Below are 22,052 nucleotides of genomic sequence, written 5' to 3'. Positions count from 1 at the left end.
AGAGCTCTCCTACCCGCGCGCCGGCAGCTCGTCGGTCGCCGGCAGCAGCAGCTCGGTGCCGGCCCGCAGCCGCATCGGGTCGTCGATGTCGTTGGCCTCCGCGATGACCCGCCAGACCGTCGGGTCCCCGTACTCGCGGTGGGCCAGCAGCGCGAGGGAGTCCCCGTCCACCGCCCGGTGCACCCGCCGCGCCGACCGGCTTCCCGACGTCGGGTTCTGGCCGGGCACGTTGCCGCTGATCTCGGTGAGGGTCAGCGAGCACGTCGCCCGCAGCGGCGTGCCGTTGGCGTCGAACAGGGTGTAGGAGGCGTTGACACTGCTGACGTACGCGTAGAAGGACACCGTCTGGAACTGGCCCCAGGCGAACTTCACCCACGGCGGCGACGGCGCCTTCGCCCGGATGCTCGGCGCGGTCGGCACCAGGCACGTCAACAGCTCGTCGACCCGTTGCTGCACGGTACGGGCGTGGGTGTCGGTCACGTCCAGGAACACCTCCAGGCTCAGCGTGCGGGGCCCGGAGCCGGTGAACTCCGGAATGCCGACCTCCTCCGCGCCGCGCACGATGTGCGTGATCCAGCTCGCCGACTTGGTGAGGGTCAGCTGGTTGGGGTTGAACATGAACGTGATCGGGCCGCCCAGCGCGCCGCCGGGCCGGCCGCGACCGTCGGTGGGCGGCTGGTAGCGCCGGAGGAACGCGGCGACCTTGCCGGATGCAGCGGTCACGCGCCAACCTCCAGGAAACCGTGGTACGCCAGCTCGATGGTCTCGGTCGCGACCTCGGAGCGGCTCGGGTCGAACGACGGCCCTTCCCAGCTCGCCAGCACCACGTCGGCCAACGCCCACTGCACCAGTACCGCCTTGTCCGGTCGCAGCGCGGCGATCTGGGCGGTGCCCCGTTTGACGCCGCGGGGCAGTTGGGACAGGAACCGCGCGACCTTGGCGGTGTCCGGGGTGAGCGGCCGGGCCAATCTGACGTTGGAGTACGAGATGCGCGAGGGAAGCTGCCACACGAAGCTGTTGTTGCCGCCCTCGGAGTGCTGCTCGACCTCCACCTGGCAGCCGAGCCCCTGACAACTGTTCCAGTCGCCCAGATCCATCCCGTCGATCCTCAGTCGGAAGTGGACGCTCGTACCGGGGTCGACCGTTGCCATGCTCGTCCTCTCCTTGTGCCACTGTCCTTTCGCGTCGCTCGTGCCGGCCGGATCGGGCCGGCACGAGCGTGCCGGCGGCCCTTCACCGACCACCGTCCAGGAGCCGGCCGGTCCGTTCCCGACCGAGCCGCAGCTCGGCGCGGAGCAGCCGGCCCAGCGGGCCGATCAGCCGGTGCGCCAGCTCGTCGAGGTGGCGGCGGTCGAGTGAGCCGATCAGTTCATCGGCGGCCCTGCCCCCGCCCCGGTGGGGCACGCCGGTGGCGGGCGGCGCGGAAACGCTTCGCTGTACGGGTACCCGGCCGCGCTGGGCGGTCCCGCCCGTGCCCCGCGAGGGGGGCCTCGATGGCGCGGGCGGCGCCGGCGGCGGTCCGCCGGCGCGGGGGGCGGGCGTGCCCGGCGCGGCTGCGGGCTGCCCCGCAGCGGCAGTCGACGCCGGATGGTGCACGGTGGGCAGCGGCCCGGTGGCCGCCGGCCGCTGCCACGTCGGTGCGGCAGCGCGCTGTACGGGTAGCGGTCGGACGGCCCCGACGGTCGGCACCTCGGCGCGTGGGCCGTCGGGGCGGTCCGCGGGCAGCGCCGGCGCGACCGGGGGCCGGCGGCGCGCCGGGGCCTCCGGAACCCGCGCCCCGCCACCACGGCGGCCCCGCGTCGGTGTGCTGCCTGCGCCTCCGTGCCTGCCGGTCGGGTGGAGTTCCGGTGGGAGACGGACCTGCCCGCTGCCGCCGACGGTGGCGGCGTGACCGCGCTCCCCGGACGTCGTCGCGCCCGGCCTGGTCCACCGGACCGGCACCGCGCCGGTCCCGGCCGCGGAAACCTCGGCGGGCGCAGTCGGCGCGGCGACCGCCGTGGGCGCCGGGTGCAGCGGCCGGGCGGCGAGCGTCTGTACGACGTGAACCGCCCGGCGGAAGGAGCCGGTGGGCGACCCACCCGGCGGGACCGGCCCGGCATCGCCGGTCGATAACGCGGGTACCGAGCCGGTGACCCATGGCAGGGCGGATCCGGTCGCGGGGGTCGATCGGGTGCCGGCGTGAGGGGCAGCCGCACCCACCGTCTGCCGCAGCGGTGCACGCGCGACGGGCACCGCGGCGGAGCCGGCGACGGGCGCGACGGGGGCCGAAGCGGCGGAGGCCACGGCAGGCCGTGGCGTGACGCGGGTGACCGGCGGGGCCGGGTCGGGCGGGAAGGGCAGCCGTTGCACGGCGGGCACGGATGGTGCGGAGGCGTGGAGAGGACCCGGCCCAGCACGGCCGGGCGCGCCCGACGGCGGAGACGGCGGGGCGGCAGCGGCCGGGGGCGCAACGCCGGCGGTCCCGGTGTCCGCGCGCGGGGTGTTGTCCGCGTCGGCGGCGGTGGCCGGGACCGTGGGTGCGATGCGGGCCACCGTGCCGACATGGGCCGATGGAGCGTGGAAGCTGTCACGAGCGGCGTGCGGCTCGTCCGGTTGCGCGCGCCGCGGTTGGCCGGCCTGAATGACCGCGCGCTGTACGACAGGCGCACCGCTCGCGTCGGCGGTGGGTCCGGCTGCTCCGCCCGCAGCAGGCGCGACCGGTCCGAAGTGCGGCCCCGGCAGGAGGGGCGCGATGGCCGGCGTGGAGGGTACGTCCGGGCCGTCGTGGGCGGCTGGCCCGTCCGCCGTCCGGCGCGAGGTCGCGGCGCTGTCTGACATCCCGGCCCCCGGCGCTGCCCCGCCGGACCCGGCCGGTCTGCCGGCTGTCCCGGCCGGTGGGGACCCGGACTCCGGCGGTGTGCGGCCTGTCCCGGCCGGTCTGCGGACTGTCTCGGCCGGGCGCCCCGACTCGGCCGGTGTGCGGCCCGTCCCGGACGTTGGGGGGCCGGGCTGGGCCCTTGTGGGGCCCGTCCCCGACGTTGTGGGGCCCGTTCCGGGCGTTGTGGGGCCGGGCTGGGCCTTCGTGGGGCCCGTCCCGACCGCTGTGGGGCCCGTTCCGGACGTCGTGGGGCCGGGTTGGGCCGTTGTGGGGCCGGGTTGGGCTGGTGTGCGACCCGACCCGGACGGCGGGCGGGACGACCGCGCCCCCCACGATCCCGTCGCGCCGGTCCTGGGCGCCGGAGAAGCCGTTGCGGCGGTCGTTGTGGACGCGCGCTGGGCGGGCGTCGGGGGAGTGGCGGGGTGCAGGGGCGGCGCCGACACAACCCCTGGAACACCCGTCCGGGCGTTCCCGCGCGCGGTGGGGGGCAGGGCCGGCAAGGGGTCGCCGAGCCCGGTTCGGCCAGGGGCACGGGGCGACGGCTTCGCCGGTGCGGGCGTTCTGGCCGGCGCCGGCGTCGCTTGTCCCGAAAGGACCGGCCGGGGCGGCGGTGGTGCCGCCGGGGACGCGGGCTGCGCCGCTTGGGGCGCGGGCACCGGTCGGGGCGGCGCGGCCCCGGTGGAGGTGTCCTGCGCGGCGCTCGCGGCGGCGTCCTGCGACGCCACCGGGGCACGGTGCGCCAGGGTGGGTCGCTGCGGCCCATCGGAGGCGCCCGGCCCATCGGAGGCACCCGCCGGTGGCGCCGTCGACGGATGCCGCGCGGGCAGCGAGAAATCGGGACCGGAAGCGTTCCCGACCGGCGGAGCCGATTGGGCCGGTGACGGGGATGCCGCCGCCGGTGGCGATTGAGCCGGTGAGGGCGATGGAGTCGCCGGGGCCGGCGGGGGGACCGGGGCGCGCCGTGAGGTCGTTCCGCCCCCCGCCCGCTGGACCGCGGGCAGCCGCCGGGCGGACCGTACCGCCGGCGCCGTGGTCAGGGCGCGGTGACGCCCTGCGACCGGTGTCCGGGGGACGACCGCCGCGCGGGCCGGTGACGCCGGCTCCGTGGTGCCCGCGGCCACCGATGGCGCCGCCTCGGTGGCCGTCGTCGGCTCGGACAGCCACGCTGGCTGCACGCCGGCTTCCGGCGGCGGCGTCGGCGAGGCCAGTGGTAGGCGCTGCACGGTGCTGGCCGAACCCGGGGGCGGGACCGGCGCCGCGCGCAGCAGATCGTACGCCAGACCGGCCGGCGCGTCGGGGCTGACGAGGTGGCCGGGCGCGGTGTGCAGGGTCGGGTCCTGCCGGGTGGTCAGCCGGGCCTCGAAGTGGTGCGGATCGGTGAGCAGGCCCGGGTCGCTGTCGAAGGTCCGCCGCGGCGGTGCCAGGGACCGCCAGCCGACATCGGCGGGCCCGGCGTCGGGAGCCGGCGTACCCGTTGCCGGGCGCTCGGCCTCGGACGGCGTGTCCCGGCGGCGTCGGCGTAGGAGGTCGCGTAGGCCCACTTACTCGCCTTCGTTCATGCGGGTGTTGATGCGCGCGATCTGCTCGACGTAGCGCAGTCGCTCCTCGTGCGTGAGATCGAGGATCTCCTGCTGGGGCCAGTGGAAGTGGTAGGCGACGTACGCGACCTCCTCGTAGAGCCGGTCGGCCGCGTACGTCACGATTCCCCCGGGCGACCACCGGCGATGTCCACCTCGAAGCTCGCCTCGCACGCGGGGCAGGTCACGGCGGCGCGCGTGTGGCCCTCCGCGTTGATCCGCCGGTAGAAGTCCTGCAGGAAGGCCAGGTCCGAGGCGAACAGCTTCTCCACCAGTTCGGCGCGGATCTCGGTGATGCTGCCGATGCGGGTGATGACCAGGCTGAGGAGCACGACCGACAGGTACGCGGGGTTCTGCTTGACGCGCAGGTCGATCAGCGGTGCGAGTTCGTCGCGAGCCGTGGCCAGCCGCATGCTCCCGTGGCGGTGCACGGTGCCGGAGTCGTCGACGTACCCGCGCGGCAGTTCGAACTCGAACTCCGTCTGCAGCTTGGGCGGCTGCGCGGTCCGCGCCGGTGGCGTTCCCGGCTCGGCGCCGGGGTCGTGGTCGTCCGCGGCCAGCTCCGCGAGCGCCAGCGTGGATACGGTACGTCGTCTCATGAGGTGGTGATGTCCTCGAACACCACGGTGACCTTCTCCGTCGCCGCCGACGGCTCGCCCGCCTTGAGGCTCGGCCCTTCCCACTTGCTCACCCAGGCGTTCTTCATGTCGAAGCGACGCTGGTTGGAGTTCTCGGCGTCGACGAGGATGACGCTGATGTTCTTCCGGGCGGCGGCGACCGCCCCCTTCTCGAAGGTCTGCTTGATCCACTCGGTGAACGCGCCGCTCTTGTCGAGCCCGCGCGTGATGGTGACCTCGCCGCCCTTACGGGCGCCGGGCAGCTTCCGGATGATGTACTCCCCGGTGGGGGTCACCTGGTTCACCTCGATCGCGTCCAGCTCGACGGTCAGGCCGCTGACCTCCTGGACGGACTCCACCTGGATGCCGCCCAGCTCGACCTGGAACTTGTGGACAATGAGGGTGTCGCCGGTCTCGGCCATGTGTCGCTACCGCCTTTTTTCGGGTCTTATTCGCTGACGAGGCTGGTGCTGTCGGAGAACTGGGCGAGCCGGAAGATGACGAACTCCGCGGGCTTGACCGGGCAGATCCCGATCTCGCACACCACCTGGCCGCGGTCGATCACCTCCGGCGGGTTGGTCTCGCGGTCGCACTTGACGTAGAACGCCTCGGCGGGGGAGCTGCCGAACAGGGCGCCCCGCCGCCACTCCTCCAGCAGGAAGGCGGAGATGTTGCGGCGGATGGTGCCCCAGAGCCGTTCGTCGTTGGGCTCGAAGACCACCCACTGCGTGCCCAGCAGGATCGACTCCTCGAGGTAGTTGAACAGCCGGCGGACGTTGACGTACCGCCATGCCGGGTCGGAGGAGAGGGTGCGCGCCCCCCACACGCGGATGCCCCGCCCGGGGAAGGCCCGCAGGCAGTTGACGCCGGCCGGGTTGAGCAGATCCTGCTCGCCCTTCGTGACGTTGTTCTGGAGTTCGATCGCGCCGCGCACCACCTCGTTCGCGGGCGCCTTGTGCACCCCGCGCTCGGTGTCGGTGCGGGACCACAGGCCGGCGACGTGCCCGCTCGGCGGCATGAACCGGTTCTGCCCGGTCGCCGGATCGAAGACCTTGATCCAGGGGTAGTACAGAGCGGCGTACTTCGAGTCGTAGCCCGCCTCCTCCTGCCGCCAGGTGAGCACCTGCCGAGCCGTCATGTCCGGCAGCGGGTCGAGCAGCGCCATCCGGTCGCCCATCTGCTCACAGTGCGAGATGACCCCGAGCTGCACGGCCTTGACATCCTCGGCGGTGATGAGCCCCTGCTGGTACCCGCTCATCAGGTCGGGCACCGCGACCATCGTGATGTCGTCGATCGCCTCCAGGCCGCCGAAGCCGGTACGCGCGTCGGGGTCCCCGACGTACTCCTCGGTGGACAGTGCGGCCGGTACGACCTCGGCGGGCGCGGGCGGCGTCGCCAGCGTCACCGTCTGCTTGGCGGGGCGCGCCAGGGCATTCGCCGGGGCGGCCTCCTCGACGGTGATGAGCCGCGACCGCTCCTTGACCTGCGTCACCACGTACGCCTTGGTGTTCTTCTTGGACGAGACGTCGTACGTCTCCACCACCGTGCCGTTTTGGTGCACCAGCAGCCTGAACCGGTCCTCGCCGGCGCCGTCGGTGTCGGCATCGGTCACCTCGACGGTGATGTTCCCGCCGCTGGCGGGCAGCGCCGCCACCTTGAACGTGCCGAGCGCCACCGGCTCGCCGGCCGGCAGCGCGCGAGGCGCGTCCTTGCCGGCCCCGTCGCCGCGGTCGCGGCCCTGCCCGTTGCCGGGGCTCTGCTCGCCCACCCGGACGACGTAGCAGATCCCACCGCCGTTGGCGAAGTAGCCGTACACCGCGCGGCCCAGGTACGCGCCCTCGACGACGTCCCCGAAGACCTGGACGTACTGGCTCCACGTGGTGACCAGGGTGGGGGTGTGGAACGGTCCCTTCTCGGCGAGTCCCACGAAGGCCGCCACGGAGGTCCCCACGCCCTCGATGGGGCGGGAGCCGCTGGGGACCTCCTCGACATAGACACCGGGGGACAGGTACGACGGCATGAACGCTCCTTTTCCGGCGGTGGTCGGTCCTCCGTAGCCTTCCGGTCACGTGGCGCGTCGGGAAACGGCCGGGCGGGCGTGGACCGGGGCATGGTCCGGTTCCCGAAAGGGCAGGGATGCGGCACGCGTCGCCCCGTTGAGGCACGTCAGAGCGGGGTGAAGTCGCTCGCGCCCGGTCTGCGGCAGGCGGTGATGAAGGACCGGGGGATCTCCGCGAAGAAGTCCATCTCCTGGGTGGCGCCGATGGGTCCGATGACGGCGGCGGTCGCCGTCCCCAGGGAGGTGCTGTTGGCGTAGATGGCCGGCTTGGCCAGGATCCTGCTTCTCGCGGGCGGCTCCTGCTCGAACCTGTACCAGCCGCTGACCTCGATCTGGTAGAGGTGCCTGTCGTTGCTGGCGTAGCCGCCGCACTCCTGGTCCAGCGCGGTGGATACCAGGCGCGGGTTGTTGTTGCTGACATGGTCCTGGGCGTAGGCCCTGGGATCGCTGAGGAACGCGGCCAGCTCGGTCGTGACGGACGCGGAGCGGAAGGATCTCATCCCCTGCGAGAGGTCTTCGGGGGCGCGCCGGTCGGCGCGGAAGAAGCGCAGTGGCCCGGCGTCTCCCTTGAGCAGGTACCCGTGTTTGGGAACCGCGGGCTGCGGCGGTGGCGCCTCCTCGGCGGCAGCGGCCTCGCTGGTCTGACCGGCCCTCAGGTGGGCGGGTTTGACCGGCACCGGCGGCGGCATGGTCTGCACGGTGACGGGGCCGTCGGGGGCGGCGGCCGCGCTCCGCGCCTGCACGGGGCGTTGCGCGTCGAGCGGCGCCCGCATGACGTGCCGCGCGTTGGCCTCGGCGGCGCGTTCGTAGTGGTCGGAGGGGTCGGAGATGCTGACCCCGTTGCCGGCGTCGGTACCGGCCACGGGGCCGTGGCGCTGCTGGACGACGTGGGTCAGTTCGTGGGCGAGGGTGTGCTTGTCGCCGCCGCCGTCGCCGATGACGACATGCTCCCCGGAGGTGTAGGCGCGGGCGCCGATCTCGTCCGAGGACCGCCGGGCCGCGGCATCGTCGTGGACGCGTACCGACGAGAAGTCCGCGCCGAGGCGGGCCTCCATCTCGGTGCGCAGCGGCTCGGCCAGGGGCCGCCCGGCAGACCGCAGTACATCGTGCACCGCCGACCGTTGGACGGTGGCCGCTGCGGTGTCCTGGCCCTCGGGGCCGTGACCGCAGGAGGCGGTGTGCGTGTGCCGTTGGTGCAGCATCTGGACGACCGCGGCGTTGCCGACTGAGCGTTGGAGCGCCTGGATGCAGCGCTGGTCGAGGGCGGGGCTCCGACCGTCCGGTGCGGTGACCGGTGCACCGGCGGCCGGAGCCCGCCGAAGCGCGCTGCTCCGAGCGCTGCCGGGGTCCGGTCGTTGTTCGTGGTCGCGCATGATCGCTCCTGTCACCCGCTCCGGGCGGGAGCCGGGGGTTGAGAGGTACGTGTCGATCGCACCGTCGACGCTTCTCGGTCTCGCCCACGAGCCCGGTCAGGTCGCCTTCTTCTCGTACTTGGCGCCGGCCTTCTCCCACAGTTCCGGCCGTGGCGGTGACAGCAGCTGACCTCGGTGTGCCGTCCGGTGTTCCGCGTCGGCCGCTTCCAGAAGCTCGGCCAGCCGCTGCCAGTCGTAGCTGCCGGCAGTGATCATCCGATCGACCTCCACCAGGTGGCTCGAGCGTGGAGTCATCCGCCCGTCGACATGGTTGGGGTCGAACCCGCTGCCCGGGTCGGTCCTACGAATGTCGGAGGCGGGGCCCATCTCGAGGTTGGCCGGCATGTTGTAGAGGAGCTTCTCGTGGCCCGTCGAGCCGACCCGGTCCGTCAACTGCTCGAGGAACGTGAACAGGGGGTCCGAGGCAGGCCGGGCCGCCTCGGCCGCCGCCAGCAGTTCCTTGAGGTTGCTCCGCGAGATCTTGTGGTGCAGTGTCGTCTGGCTGCCCCACTGGTTGGCCGGTGTCTCCCGGAGCGCGGCGTGCTCGGCCGTGGTCCTGCTGGAAGCCCAGTCGCTCCGGCCGCCGCTCACCTGGTAGCCCGGCCGGTTCGCCCGCTGCGCGAACTCGTCCGCTACCTCTGCGGCGAGATCGTCCAATTGGGCGTCGACCTCGTCCCTCTCAAGCAAGATCGTCATGTCGTCAGGGTTCAACAGCCCCACGGCCGCCAGGAGGTCCTGTCGCGGGTTCTCCTCCAGTTCGGTGAATCCCTCGACCTGGTCGCCGATCTGCCGCATCACGTACTCGTAGTCGGATTCGGCCGGCGCGGCGGGCACCGCCTCCACAGCCGACGAGCCGCCCGCCGAGGACGACCCCGCGGTCTTCTTCCTGCCCTTGTCTTTCTTCGGCATACGCTGCACCGTCGCCGGACCGTCGGCTGCGCCGCCGGAGCCGGTGGTCGCCCGGTCAGGCCGGGCGGCCGACGCGGGCGTGGACAGCGGTCGGGCCATCGCGCGAGCGGCGTTCGCCTCGGCCGCGCGCTCGAAGGCGTCCGACGGATCCGACACCCGCAGGCCGTCGTCGGTCGCGTTGCGGTGCTCGTCGCGGCCGAGCAGCCGCGCCACCGCGGCGTTGCCCGCCGTGCGTTGCAGCCCCAGCACCGCCTCCGGATAAGGTGCCGGACCGGGTGCGGACTCCGACGGCGGCCGCCGGTGGGGCGTCCGGACCGATGGTGGGGCCGATTCCGGCCCGGATTGATGGGCATGCATGGCTCGTCCTCTTCGCCGCGGATCCAACCCTGTCCTCACGCTGTCCCCGCCGGCCGGGTCGTGCCAGGGACCGCCGGGCGTGGTCGAGGGCACTCGCCGCTGCCCGAACGGGCAGCGGCCCGCCGCCGTCACCTCGTCCAGCACCTAGCGCTCCTGCAGCGCTCCTCGCCCGACACGTAGGTGCGGACCGAACTCGCTGTCCAGCAGCAGCCGGCCGAGCTTGCCGTACTCGCGCCGCACGGCGGCCATCAGGTCGTCGGTCGTCACCGGCCGGTCCGCCCCGGCGGCGAGGTACGCGGCGGTGACCGCGCACGCCCGGATGCTGCCCCCCGCCAGCTCGAACGCCCGGCCGCAGAAATCCAGGTCGAGATCCTCGGCGCGGGGCAGCGCCGGGCCGAGGCAGCGGTCCCACAGGGCGCGCCGCTGTGCCTCGTCCGGCAGCGGGAAGTCAACGATCACGTCCAGCCGCCGGGTGAACGCCTCGTCGAGGTTGGCCCGCAGGTTGGTGGTGAGGATCGCGACCCCGTCGAAGGACTCCATGCGCTGGAGCAGATAGGCGCTCTCCAGGTTGGCGTACCGGTCGTGGGCGTCCCTGACCTCCGAGCGTTTGCCGAAGATGGCGTCGGCCTCGTCGAACAGCAGGACTCCGTTGACATTCGCGGCTTCGGTGAAGATGCGCTCCAGGTTCTTCTCGGTCTCGCCCACGTACTTGTCGATCACGGTGGACAGGTCCACCACGTACAGCTCGACGCCCAGGTCGGCGGCGACCACCTCGGCCGACATCGTCTTGCCGGTGCCGGAGTCGCCGGCGAACAGCGCCGTCACGCCGCGACCGCGCCCGCCGCCGGGGCGCATCCGCCACCCGCCGAGCACCCGGTCGCGGTGGCGTACCCGCATGGCCAGCTCGCGCAACTGCTCGAAGACCGGGTCGGGCAGGACGAGGTCGGCCCAGCCGACGGCGGGTTCGACCCGCCGGGCCAGCTTTTCCAGCCCCGCCCCGTTCTGCGACCGCACTCCGGCGCGCAGGTGCTCGGGCCCGACCTGCGCCGCACCCTCCAGCAGCGCCCGGTGGCCGGCCGTCTCGGCGGCGCGCCGGACCTGGTCCGGCGTCAGCAGGTACGGGGCGAGCTCGCGCTCGGCGTCCAGGTCCGCGCCGGCGGGCGCGCCCGGCCGCGCACCGAACCCGGCCCACCACAGCGCGCTGCGGTCCCGTACGGTCATCGGCTCGGCCGCCACCAGCAGCGGGGAGCGTTCGGCCCAGTACGGGTCCCACCCGGTGCGGCCGGTGAGCAGGACGGGTACGGCCAGCGCGGCGAGCCGGCGCAGCAGCCGGGAACGGCCCGGCTGCCCGGCGGGGTCCAGCGCGTCCACCGGGCCGGCGACCAGCCCTCCGCCGCGCAGCCGCGCCTCGCGTGCGGCGGCGGCCAGCGCCTCCTCCGGCGCGGGGTCGGCGGCCAGCGCGTCGAGGTCGAGGCGCAGCACCGGAGCGCCGGTCGCGGCCAGCGCCGCCGCGGCGAGCGCCTGCGCCGCCGCGCCGGGCCGCTCCCGCACGTACGCCAACCGAAGTCCGTCGCGGATGGCGGCGGCGAGCTGCTCCGCCGACGCGGGCCGCCAACCCGGGTCGGGCTCCTCGTAGCGGGCGAGGCCGGCCAGCCGGGTGTCGCCGGTGTCGTCGCCGAGCAGATGGGCGGTGACCCGGTCGGGCACCCGCAGCCCCCGGGAGAGGAAGGGCCGCTCGGCTGCCTCCTCGACCAGCAGGAGACCGCCCGCGACCAGCGGCGCGGACGCGGTGAAGCGGCCACGCGCGGTGGCCGAGGAGGGGGCGGCGCCGCACAGCTCGAGTGCCAGCCCGATCGACGCCCGCCGCCGGGTCACGTCGTCGTTGAGGTAGCCGTACAGCCGCTCGAACCGGGCGTCGACGTCGGGCAGGAGAGCCAGCAGCAGCAGTTCGACGTCCAGTGGCGCGAGCGCGAAGTCGCGGGCCAACCGGCGCAGTCGCGGTTCGCCCTGGTGCGCGTCGGTGTCCGCCTCGACGGCCAGCCCCTCGCCGTTGACGTCGTCGTGCCGGGGCGGCGGGGTGGCGGTGTCCAGCAGCCGGTCCGCCATCTCGTCCGACACGTACAGGCCCCGGAACGCGTCGTCCGGCGCCGGATCGGTGCGGCGGCGCTCGTCCACGGCGCGCCGGACCCGCCGCTCGATCAGGCGGAGTCGGGCGAGCAGGTGGGTCGCGGGCAGCGCGGGGGCGGTCACCGCTGTGAGCCGCGGATCGGGGGCCCGGACCCGTCGCGGTGTCGCGCGGCGCCTCGGGTGCGGCGTGCGCCGACCATCGACAGGGCAGATCCCTGCTCCGCGTCGCCGGGACCGGCGGGCGACGCGACCGGGTCGCTGTAGCGCAGGGCGGCGGTCTCGACCGGCCCGTCGGCGGGGTCCGCGGTGCGTAGCCGCAACCCGTCGACGACCGGCTGGGCGGCGAGCGTCCGCCGGGCCGACAGGGGCGCGACCACGACCAGGTCCAGCGACGGCTTCAACTCTCCACCGAGCGCCGACCACACGTCGGCGAAGGCGCGATCCTCCCCGGGTGGCCGGGCGACGGTCATCGGCACGGTCAGGCCGAGCGTCGCCAGGGACCCCGTCAGCCGTGCGGGCGGCAGCGCGTCGTGCCGGATCAGCGTGCCGAGCAGGGTCGCCAGCAGGCGGTGTTCGTCCTGGGCGCGGTTGGTCCATGCCGTCACCAGGTACGACAGGGCGAAGTACCGCGCGGGGTCGTGCAGCGCCACCGTGGCGCCCCGATCGTCGTACTCGGCGATGGCGCCCTGTCTGCGGCGCGCGAGGTCCTCCCGGATGTCGTAGAGGTACAGGTTGACCGTCGGGGCGTTGCGCCGCGCGGCCCACTCCCTCGTGGGCGCGTCGAACGTGACCTCGACCCCCGTGCCGGCCAGCGCGTCGTCGGTGACCAGTCCGCGCAGGGCCTCGTCGACCTCGTGGATCACCCGGTCACCACCGCCGGTTGACGTGGCCGGGCGGCTGCAGCGGCGGCAGCACCACCCGGAACGGGGTGGTCACCGGGGCGAAGCCGGTGCCGGACGCGAGGATCTCGCGGGGGCCGAGCCGGTCCTTCGGCAGCACCAGCAGCTGGGCGGCGAAGGTGCCGTCCGGCGCCGCCACGGCCGGTGCGGTCGCGGCGGTGATGCCCACGTTCCAGGCCAGTCGCACCCGGGCTCCGGGGGGAAAGTCGGTGCCGCGCACCGAGGTGACGAAACCGGGTGGCCCGATCGCCGGCACGGCGACGATGCGCGGCTGCAGCACCCGCAGCGGCGCGCTGGCGGTGTCGTTGGTCGGGTCGGCGTTGCCGCCGGTGGTCGTGACGGCGCCGGCGACGGTCGCGACCAGGGCCGCGTCGGGCGTCAGCACGAACGTCACCGTGGTCGCCCCGCCCGGGGCCAGATCGGGCAGCCGGCATCCCGCCTGCGGGTCACAGCCCGGCGGCGAGGCCGCGACGCGGACGCGGGGCGGCAGCGCCGGGGTCAGCCGCAGGCCCGTCGCCCGCTGCCCGCCCGCGTTGCGCACGGTGTAGGTGACGCCGGCGGAGCCCCCCACGTACGCGGGTGCGGGGGTGACCGAGACGGTCAGCGCCGGGTCCGCCGGCGCGGTCGGTGGCGGCTGCATGATCCGCACGTCCGTGCGAGCCCGGTTGTCCGCCGGCACGGCGTCGGTCACTCCCGGGTTCACCGACCACGAGAGCGGGAAGGAACCGGCGGCGATCCCGGTCAGCTCGACCCGTACGGTCAGCGTGCGGCCGACGCCGATGGCCTCAAGGTCGCAGCCCGCTGGGGTGAGCCGGCACGTCCCCCGCTCCGGCACCAGCGCGGTGAGCCGCACGCCGGACGGCACGGTGAGGTCGAGCCGCACGGCGGGCGCGGGGCTCGGCCCGCGGTCGGTGACCGACAGGGTGAAGGCGGTGCGGCCACCGACGGTGGTTGTCGGGGGTGTGGTCACGACGGCGGTCGCGACATCGACCGACCGCTGCCAGGTCGGCTCCTTCTGCCGACCGGGCAGCGCGCCGGTGATCGACGCGAGGCGGCCCGTCGTCATGTCGTAGACGTGCAGCGCCTCCGGCGAGTTCGGGTCGCGCTCGCGCCGGGCCGAGAAGACCAGCCGCTGTCCGTCCGGCGACCAGCTCACGTCGCGCGGTTGGAACGGGCCGTCCGGCTGCGGTGGAACCGGGGCGGCGCAGGAGGCCCCGGACGGCGGGAAGAGCAGCCGGCAGCGGGTGCCGTCGACGTCGGTGAGGACCAGCCCGTCCTCCCGGCGGTTGAACGCGATCTGGCGGCCGTCCGGGGCGAAGGCCGCGCTGTCGTCGACGACGTCGCAGTCCCGCCCGCAGACGGCGCGCGTCAGGTCCCGCTGGTCGAGGCCGTCGGTGGCGTTCGCCGTCCAGACGTGGGCGCGGCTGGCCTCCTCGTTGTAGCGGCCCCGGGTGAACGCCAGCAGGGCGCCGTCCGGGGACCAGGCGGGTTGGGTGTCGTCGAGCCCCGCGTACGGCGGGGGCGTCGGCACGGCCAGCAGTTGCTGCCCGGTGGAGGCGTCGACCACGATCACCCGCGCCGGGCGGCCCGGTCTGCTGCGCACCAGCGCGATCCGGCTGCCGTCGGGGGACCACTCCGGGTCGCGCTCGAGGTCGTCCGGACCGCGACCGGCCACCGGCAGCAGACGTGGCGAGGTCCCGTCGGCGTCGACGGTCCAGATGCGCTGGACGCGGCGCCCATCCACCGTCTCGAACCGGCTCACCGCGATGCGGCGCCCGTCCGGGGAGTACGTCTGGCGCTCCGTCCACGGGTCGCCCTCGGTCGGCTGCCACATGAACCGGGAGTCCCGAGCCGCTTTGGGATCCTCGCGCAGGATCGACAGGCGCAGGTCGCGTGGATCGACTCCGTCGGGGCGGATGTCCTGCAGGGTGGCGGTGAGTCGGTCGGGGGCGCTGTTGCGGATCACGATCAGCGCCGGGGACGACTCGCCGGGCGCGGTGTAGAAGGCCGGGAAGCTCAGCTGTCGGTCCTCGGCCAGGCGAAGCTGCGCGGTGCAGGTGCAGCCGTCGGCGGGCGTCGCGGTGTAGACGAGGTCGACCTGGCCGAGCGGACCGCCGTCCGGTGGGGTGCGGCTGACGAACGCGAGGGTGGAACCGTCCGGTGACCAGGCCGCCTCGCGGCTCTGCCACTCGACCGGCAGCAGCAGGTGGTCGCCGGCGCCCGACGGGGACACCAGATGGATCTTCTGGTTGGTGGAGCTGTCCGGATCGCAGGTGTAGGCGATGCGGTCGTGCGCCGGGTTCGGGTCCCAGGCCGGCTGGCCCGCGCCGGTGGGCTCGCTGGTCACCTGGGTGACCGCGCCACCGGCGACCGGCATCCGGTAGACCTGCGGCACCTCGCCGCCGCGCCGCCCCTCGAACGCCAACGACGTGCCGTCCGGCGACCAGCTCGGCCACCGGTTGTCGCCGACTCCGTCGGTGACCCGGCGCAGTCCGGTCCCGTCGACGCCGATCACGAAGATGTCGTGCCCGGCACCGCCCCGGCCGGCGCCCGAGTCGAACGCGACCCGGGTGCCGTCCGGCGAGATCGTCGGATGGGCCTCGCTGGAGGTGTTGACGGTCAGCCGCAGCACGGGGCCGTCGCCGCGGCGCAGGTAGACCTCCGTGGTGGTGGCGTCGCGCAGGCTCACCCAGGTGATCGTGTCGCCCCGCGCCGACACCTGGTCGTCGAAGTGGTCCGGGCCGATCGGGAAGAACGGCAGCGAAACGGCGCTCCCGCCCTCTCCGCGCACCACGCCGATGCTGCGGTGCTTCGTGCCGGCGTACGCGATGCGCTCCTCGGCCACCGGTGGCGTGGCCGGTGCGGGCCGGGGCGGCGCGGCCGGCGGTGCCGACGCGGCCAGTCCGGGCAGCATGACGGCGGCCGCTGTCGTTGCGGCCACGATGGTGGGCGTTCGGCGCTGACCTGGCAACGGGACCTCGACAGGCGGTGCGGTTAACGGCAGGGGCAGGCGCGGCTCCCGATCCGTCCGCACGACGCTCGGCGGAGGCCGCACCACGTCCGTCCATATTCGACCCGGTGGCGTCGGGCGGCGGGGGCCCGACGGGCACGCCCCCGGGCAGGAGCCGTGACCCCTTCGGGCACCCACCGGACGTCAGGGTGCTGCCAGCCGGTCAGATGAGCCCCTGCCGCAGCGCGTACGCGACCGCGTGCGTGCGATTGCGCAGGCACAACCGGCTCGTGATGTCGTGCAGCACGTTCTTCACCGTCCGCTCCGAGTACGACAGCTTCTCCGCGACCTCGCGGGTGTCGAACCCGTCGGCGAGCAGGCGGAGCACGTCGATCTCGCGCGTGGTCAGCCCGAGCAGCGTCAGGCCACGCGGGTCGAGCACCTGGCGTTGCAGCCGTCCCATCTGTGCCAGCAGTCGGCCCAGCAGGTCTGCGGGGATCGCCCCTTCGCCGCGCACCGCCGAGCTGACCGCGTGGACCAGGTTCTCCGCGCTGGCCTCCCCGCGGCGTACGACGCCCACCACCCCGCACTCGACCGCCGTGGCCAGCCCGGCATCGTCGATCCGCGCCGGCACCAGCACGAGCTTCGCGGTGCCGGTACGGCCCAGCCGGCGCAGCTCACGGGCCGCCGCCTCGTCGAGACTGTCCACGACCACGAGCGCGACCGCCGCGGCCTGCGCCTCACCGGGCGCGAGCATCCGCAGCTCCGGACGCGACCGGAGCTGGCTCTCCACCCCCTGCCGCGAGATCGGATCATCGGCGTGGACCCAGACCGGCACACGGTTCATAAATACCTCCCCATCCCTTGGCGCCCACTCGGCAGCCCGCGGCGCAAGGGTGGGGGGAGCCGCTTTGCGTGCACCTAACGCCGGCCCGGATGGGCACCCGGCCTGCCCGTGACTGTTCCCGTAAGGCGGGTTTCCCCGTTCCCGCATGGGCCTACAGTCGGCCGACATGAGCGCATCCGCCAACCTGGCTCTCACCGAGGTCACCGTCACGCCGGGCGGCGAGGCACGGGTCACGATCAGCGTCCGCAACACGGTCGACATCGTCGAGGCCTACCGGTTCGAGATGGTCGGCGTACCCGCGGAGTGGGTGACCATCGACCCGCCGGTCCTGTCGCTCTTCCCGGGCACGGCGGAGAGCGTGACCGTCACGTTCCGGCCGCCGCGCTCGTCGCAGGTGCCCGCCGGCGGCATGCCGTTCGGGGTGCGCGTGCTGCCGTCGGAACATCCCGAGGCCGCCGTGGTCGAGGAGGGGACGCTCGTCGTCCTGCCGTTCGCCGATGTCGCCGCGGAGTTGCGGCCGCAGGTGCGCGACGGGCGCTGGCGCGCCCGCTACCGGCTGGAGACGGAGAACCGCGGCAACCTCACGGAGCAGCTTGCCTTCGCTGCCACCGACACGGCCGAACAGCTCACGCTCGCCCTCCGGCCCGCGCGGGCGACTCTGGCGGCCGGCGAGCGGCTCGAGGCCGTCCTCGTGGTGCGGGCGAAGAGCCTGCTGTGGCGGGGCGAGCCGACGCATCTCCCGTTCCGCACGCAGGTGCTGCGGGAGGACGGGGTGGCCTGCACGGTCGACGGCACCTTCGTGCAACGGCCGATTCTCTCCGCGTGGCTGCTCAAGCTGCTGGCGCTGCTGCTCGCTCTGCTGTTGCTGCTGCTCGCGCTCTGGTTCGGTCTGTTGCGACCGGTGGTGCGTTCGGCGGCGCGGGAAGCCGTCGACGGGACGGTCGAACAGGCCGCGGTGCAGGCCGCGGACCGCGCTGCGGACCAGGCGGTCGACAAGCAACGGCGGCAGACACCCGAGGCGCCGAAACCGCCGGCGGGGGGCGGCACGGAGGACGGTGGTGGCCGCAACGGTGGTGGCCGCAACGGCGATGGCGAGACGCAGTTCTCCACGGCGATCTCGTTCCGCACGAATCCGGGCGGCTCGGCGGAGCGGAGTTACACGGTTCCTGCCAGGAAGATCTTCCTGCTCACCGATTTTCTCGTGGACAACCCGCAGGGCGACGAGGGCACGCTGAGCGTGAGCGCCAACGGCGTGAAGATCGTGACGTACGGGCTGGAGAACTTCCGCGAGCAGGACTACCACTCCGTGACGCCGATCCGGGTGCCGGCCCGAGCCCAGGTGACGCTGACGGTGGCCTGCCGCAGGCCGGGCACCCCGGTCAACGCCAGAACGCCCAGCACGTGCTCCGAGTCGCTGTACGTCAACGGGATCATGGCGGACGCCACCGGCTGACTGCATGCTGCCGCCCAGGCGTCGCTCACCGCTCACGTCGTTGGAGTCGCCATGTGCACTCTCAACAGCGAGCCTGGGGGGTGCGGCAACGACCTGGCGGTTCAGAGACTCACCTGCGGGGCGACATCAGCGCGAGTGCACTGACAGCGAGTCCTTGCACGGCCCGAAACAACCCGAGAAGCAGGGTAGGGCTGTCGCGGGCGCTGTCGGCCGCTGGCCTGCTGCTGATCGAGTGTGAGCAGCCTGCCCGCAGACAGCGCCGAGGCAAGAGTAAGCGGTCCTAACAAAATGATCTCTGGGTCTTTCATCCCTTGTGAGAGGGCCATCTACGACACCGGCAGCTCCGCTTCACAAGCCGGCGACGTCCGCTCATGCCGAAAGCAGTGCGCGTGCAGCGATCAACAGCATGGCCATCTCGTTATGCTGCTGTCCTGACTCGCTGCATTTGATGCGGTTCAGGAATGTTTACGCAACGGCTCAGTGGGCCTGATGCCGGCTCGATGGGTTTGCTGGGGCTGTGCCCGGCGCCCACCTCTGCTCGGCGCGCTGCCAACGGCGCAGCGACTCTGCGGCGATTCCCAGCCTCACGCTACGGCCTTGATCGCCTCGTACTTCGACTCGTCTCCCCGGGGCTCGTCTGGCAGCCGCACCGTGCGCTGGCGGAACTGCGGTGAGCTGACCAGGCGCTCGCCGCACCCCTGTCGTACGCGGAGGCAAGGGTGCGGCGAGTGAGCACGCGGCGTCGCCGTGGTCAGCCGTGCCGGTGTTGCGGTAGTAGCAGGCTGACTATCGCGATAGCTAGGCCGATCCCGGCTGCCATGAGGAAGACCAGGTCGTAGCCGGCGGCGAGGGCGGCAGGAGAGCCGGCGTCGGCGGCGTCTGTTCCGGCCTTGGCGCTGGCGGCTGTGGCGAGTACGGCTAGGGCTACCGAGCCGCCTATCTGGCTGGCGGTGTTGGCCAGGCCGCCGATGATGCCCGCGTCGCCTTCGGGTACGTCGGCGGTGGCTGCGGCCATGAGGGTGGGGAAGGTCAGGCCGATGCCGACGGCGATGAGCAGCGTGGGTCCGAGCACGCTGGTGACGTAGTCGCTGTCGGTGTGGGCCTGGGCGAGCCAGCCGAAGCCGGCTAGGAAGCAGGCGCTGCCGGCCAGTACCAGAGGGCGTACACCGGTTCGGGGCAGCAGGTTGGCGGCGAATCGCGCGATCACCACGAACATCACCGCCGCGGGTGTCTGCCCGAGCCCGGCTTCAAGTGCGCTGTAGCCGAGTGCGTTCTGCATGAACAGCGACGTGAAGTACCACATCGCGATGGCAATCCCGCCGAACAGCAGCAGCATGCCGTTGCTGACGGCCACGGTCCGGATCGTGAACAGCCGCAGGGGCACCATCGGCTGGGTGGCGAAACGCGCCTCCACCACGGTGAAGACGACGAGCAGGAGCAGGCCCGCCATGGCTGGCCCGAGAACCCGCACCGACGTCCAGCCATGGTCGGCGCTTTGCATGACCCCGTAGATCAACGCGGCCAGCCCCGCCGTGCCCGTGACCGCGCCAATGAGGTCGAGCGATTCCCGCCGGCTGGCTCGCGTGCCGACCAGCGACATCATGGCCAGTACGATCAGCGCGGCGCCGATCGGTACGTTGATGAGGAAGACCCACCGCCATGACAGGCCAGTGGTGATGGCGCCGCCGGCGAGCGCGCCGGCCATCCCGCCCACACCGCCCGAGGCGGACCACGCGCCGAACGCCCGGGCCCGCGCCTGCGGCTCGGTGAAGTAGGTGTTGATCACGGCCAACGTCGCCGGGGCCAGCATCGCGGCGCCCACGCCCTGCGCGACGCGGGCCCCCACCAGGATCTCCGGAGCGGTTGCCAGGCCGCCGACCAGACTCGAGGCGGAGAACAGGAACAGCCCGGCGACCAGCATCCGGCGCGGGCCGAACAGGTCAACGGCGCGGCCACCCAGCAGCATGAAGCCAGCGAAGGTAAGCACGTAGCCATTCACCACCCAGGCCAGGCCGGTGGCGGTAAAGCCGAGATCCCGCTGGACCGAGGGCAGCGCGACGTTAACGATGGACACGTCCAGGATCACCATGAACTGGCAGGCACACGCCAGCGCCAGGACCATCCAGGAGGATCCGGCCTGCAGCCTGGCCCGCTGAGTTGCGGGGCTGGTGCTTGTCATGACTTCTCTCCTTGCGAACCCGCCGCTCACGCGGTCCGGGAGGCTGCTCCGGCCAGGGCTCCGTGGCTGTTCCCGTTGCCCACGGCGGCATCGGCGACGACGTGGTCCCCCAGCAGCTGGAGCGTGATCTTGGCCAGCCGAAGTCCCTGGTACCTGGCCGCTTCCAGCGCCGCGGCATCGGGGCCGTCTCCGTTCGGGCTGGTCACATGCGACGTGCCGTAGGGGTTGCCGCCTGCGGCGTACACGACCGGATCGGTGAATCCGGGCGGGACGATCAGCGACCCCCAGTGGTAGAAGACGTTGCCCAGCGACAAGATTGTGGCCTCGCTGCCGCCGTGCCGGTTGAACGCTGAGGTGAAGGCCGTCACCGGCTTGTTGGCCAGCTTCCCCTCCTGCCACAGCCCGCCGGCCTGGTCGATGAACTGCTTGAGCTGCGCGGCCGGCGCGCCGAACCGGGTCGGCGTCCCGAACGCGTACGCGTCGGCCCACGCCAGGTCCTCAAGTGAGGCCTGGGCAATCGACGCGGTCGCGTCGGCGTGCCGCCGCCACTGCGGGTTCTGGTCGATCGCGCTGTCGGGTGCCAGCTCGGCGACCCGCCGCAGCCGCACGACGGCCCCGGCCGAGGCGGCCCCCTCGGCGACGGCCTGCGCGAGTGCGTGCACACTGCCTGTCGCGCTGTAGTAGATGACAGCGACCTTCACGGTCATGTCCGGCTCCTCGGTGTTGCTAGAATTAGTTACGCGCATAATGTTATGCGCATAACTAATCTGTCAAGGAGAGCCCGTGGACTTCGAGTACGCCGACGCCCTCAACCAGGCCATCCGCCTGCTGAGCCTGCGCCACCGGGCCAGGGCCGCCGCGTTGCTGGCCCCGCTCGGCCTGCACCCCGGCCAAGAGGCACTCCTGCTCGAACTCGACCGGACCGGCCCGAGAATCCAGGCCCAGCTCAGCGAGGCGCTCGGCTGCGAGCCGCCCAGCGTCACGCTCATGACCCGCAAGCTCGAAGCCTCCGGCCACATCCGCCGCGAACCCGCCCCCTCCGACAAGCGCGCCAGCATCGTCGAACTCACCGACAGCGGCAAGGCACTCGCCGACCAGGTCAAGCAGCTATGGCACGCTCTGGCGGAGGAAACCGTGACCGGCCTGCCCGCCCAGACCGTGGCCGAACTACCCGCCATCCTCAACACCATGACCGGCAACGTCGACACCAGGCGCCCGGCCACCCACACAGCCGCCGGCACGGTCTAGCTGTTCAATCGAGGAGGTTTGGCGGTTGCGCTACCCCGTCTACCAGCGCACCAGCCGGCATCCGGATCTGGCGCAACCGAGCCGTTGAGGTGCGTGGCTGGATTGCCGGGCGTCGCCGGCTCGTACGGCGTCTGGCCGCCACCGTGGATGGCGCTGGCGATTGTCAGAGGCCCGTGGTCGTGCACGACGCTCGCCGCAACCGGCACGTGCACGAGGAGTCGGACAGGCCGGCCCGACGTCGAGACCGTCCTGAGCATCGAGGTCCTGCCTCCGACGGTCCGCCGAGCGACCGGCGCGTCGGCAGCCCGGCGAGTCGGGCTGGCCCACAGGCAGAGGCTGCGGCAACGGCGCAGCGATAGCCTGCCGTCATGGCGAGCGCTGAACTGGATGAGTTGATCGTCGCGGACGCCGATGCGCTGCGCGCGTGGTTGTCGGCCAACCACGCCACGTCGCCCGGTGTCTGGCTCGCCCTGACCAAGAAGGACGGCACAGTCACGACGCTGACCTGGCAGCAGGCGGTCGACGAGGCCCTGTGCTTCGGCTGGATCGACGGGCAGGCCC

At 73.1% G+C, this 22,052-nt stretch carries 18 protein-coding genes; 3 read left to right on the top strand and 15 right to left on the bottom strand.

Annotated features, from left to right (window positions below; all coding sequences use genetic code 11):
* Positions 1–9 precede the first annotated feature (9 nt).
* The 13 genes from ACTMS9_RS28355 to ACTMS9_RS28295 form a co-directional block, all read right to left on the bottom strand.
* On the bottom strand, positions 10–723 hold the full coding sequence (locus tag ACTMS9_RS28355) for a CIS tube protein (protein ID WP_350796222.1): 714 nt from the start codon (positions 721–723) through the stop codon (positions 10–12).
* Positions 720–1,151: a phage tail protein gene (locus tag ACTMS9_RS28350; RefSeq protein WP_210777627.1), complete on the bottom strand. Its 432-nt coding sequence runs from the start codon at positions 1,149–1,151 to the stop codon at positions 720–722. The genes ACTMS9_RS28355 and ACTMS9_RS28350 overlap by 4 nt, the downstream gene beginning before the upstream one ends.
* Before the next feature lie 82 nt (positions 1,152–1,233).
* Positions 1,234–1,404 carry a hypothetical protein gene (locus ACTMS9_RS28345; protein ID WP_441149448.1) on the bottom strand — a complete coding sequence of 57 codons (171 nt, stop codon included), beginning with the start codon at positions 1,402–1,404 and terminating at the stop codon, positions 1,234–1,236.
* 2,994 nt (positions 1,405–4,398) lie between these two features.
* Positions 4,399–4,557: a DUF6760 family protein gene (locus tag ACTMS9_RS28340; protein ID WP_280840961.1), complete on the bottom strand. Its 159-nt coding sequence runs from the start codon at positions 4,555–4,557 to the stop codon at positions 4,399–4,401.
* Positions 4,554–5,033, bottom strand: coding sequence for a hypothetical protein (locus ACTMS9_RS28335; protein ID WP_441166431.1), 480 nt, complete (start codon positions 5,031–5,033; stop codon positions 4,554–4,556). The genes ACTMS9_RS28340 and ACTMS9_RS28335 overlap by 4 nt, the downstream gene beginning before the upstream one ends.
* Positions 5,030–5,473 (bottom strand): phage tail protein, encoded by a 444-nt coding sequence (locus tag ACTMS9_RS28330; protein ID WP_441149450.1) that lies wholly within the window; start codon positions 5,471–5,473, stop codon positions 5,030–5,032. The genes ACTMS9_RS28335 and ACTMS9_RS28330 overlap by 4 nt, the downstream gene beginning before the upstream one ends.
* Positions 5,474–5,499: 26 nt before the next feature.
* A complete protein-coding gene (locus tag ACTMS9_RS28325) occupies positions 5,500–7,071 on the bottom strand; it encodes a phage tail sheath family protein (RefSeq protein ID WP_441166430.1) in 1,572 nt (523 codons plus the stop codon).
* Between the two features lie 146 nt (positions 7,072–7,217).
* Positions 7,218–8,483 carry an eCIS core domain-containing protein gene (locus tag ACTMS9_RS28320; protein WP_441149452.1) on the bottom strand — a complete coding sequence of 422 codons (1,266 nt, stop codon included), beginning with the start codon at positions 8,481–8,483 and terminating at the stop codon, positions 7,218–7,220.
* Between the two features lie 96 nt (positions 8,484–8,579).
* Positions 8,580–9,680 (bottom strand): hypothetical protein, encoded by a 1,101-nt coding sequence (locus tag ACTMS9_RS28315; protein ID WP_441149453.1) that lies wholly within the window; start codon positions 9,678–9,680, stop codon positions 8,580–8,582.
* A gap of 252 nt (positions 9,681–9,932) precedes the next feature.
* Entirely contained in the window at positions 9,933–12,038 is a 2,106-nt protein-coding gene (locus ACTMS9_RS28310; RefSeq protein ID WP_441149454.1) for an ATP-binding protein, read from the bottom strand.
* Positions 12,035–12,778 carry a DUF4255 domain-containing protein gene (locus tag ACTMS9_RS28305; protein WP_441166429.1) on the bottom strand — a complete coding sequence of 248 codons (744 nt, stop codon included), beginning with the start codon at positions 12,776–12,778 and terminating at the stop codon, positions 12,035–12,037. The genes ACTMS9_RS28310 and ACTMS9_RS28305 overlap by 4 nt, the downstream gene beginning before the upstream one ends.
* Before the next feature lie 4 nt (positions 12,779–12,782).
* Positions 12,783–15,755 carry a hypothetical protein gene (locus ACTMS9_RS28300; protein WP_441166428.1) on the bottom strand — a complete coding sequence of 991 codons (2,973 nt, stop codon included), beginning with the start codon at positions 15,753–15,755 and terminating at the stop codon, positions 12,783–12,785.
* Positions 15,756–15,987: 232 nt separating this feature from the next.
* Positions 15,988–16,611 carry a LuxR C-terminal-related transcriptional regulator gene (locus ACTMS9_RS28295; RefSeq protein ID WP_441149457.1) on the bottom strand — a complete coding sequence of 208 codons (624 nt, stop codon included), beginning with the start codon at positions 16,609–16,611 and terminating at the stop codon, positions 15,988–15,990.
* A gap of 166 nt (positions 16,612–16,777) precedes the next feature.
* Here ACTMS9_RS28295 and ACTMS9_RS28290 point away from each other — a divergent pair, with 166 nt between their 5' ends.
* Complete coding sequence (locus tag ACTMS9_RS28290; RefSeq protein WP_441149458.1) at positions 16,778–18,064, top strand: COG1470 family protein; 1,287 nt, start codon at positions 16,778–16,780, stop codon at positions 18,062–18,064.
* A 751-nt stretch (positions 18,065–18,815) separates the two neighbouring features.
* Here the strand turns inward: ACTMS9_RS28290 and ACTMS9_RS28285 are convergent.
* Both ACTMS9_RS28285 and wrbA read right to left on the bottom strand, forming a co-directional pair.
* Positions 18,816–20,243, bottom strand: coding sequence for an MFS transporter (locus tag ACTMS9_RS28285; RefSeq protein WP_441166427.1), 1,428 nt, complete (start codon positions 20,241–20,243; stop codon positions 18,816–18,818).
* 26 nt (positions 20,244–20,269) lie between these two features.
* A complete protein-coding gene (gene wrbA, locus ACTMS9_RS28280) occupies positions 20,270–20,950 on the bottom strand; it encodes an NAD(P)H:quinone oxidoreductase (protein ID WP_441149460.1) in 681 nt (226 codons plus the stop codon).
* Between the two features lie 76 nt (positions 20,951–21,026).
* Here wrbA and ACTMS9_RS28275 point away from each other — a divergent pair, with 76 nt between their 5' ends.
* A complete protein-coding gene (locus tag ACTMS9_RS28275; protein ID WP_357922860.1) occupies positions 21,027–21,491 on the top strand; it encodes a MarR family winged helix-turn-helix transcriptional regulator in 465 nt (154 codons plus the stop codon).
* 368 nt (positions 21,492–21,859) lie between these two features.
* Positions 21,860–22,052 (top strand): YdeI/OmpD-associated family protein (locus tag ACTMS9_RS28270; RefSeq protein WP_441166426.1); only part of this gene is annotated, 193 nt, incomplete at its 3' end.

It is taken from the genome of Micromonospora sp. L31, from assembly GCF_052068075.1.
Classification (GTDB): domain Bacteria; phylum Actinomycetota; class Actinomycetes; order Mycobacteriales; family Micromonosporaceae; genus Micromonospora; species Micromonospora purpureochromogenes.
Note: the sequence above shows the minus strand (reverse complement) of the source record. Positions and strands in the feature narration are given on the sequence as shown.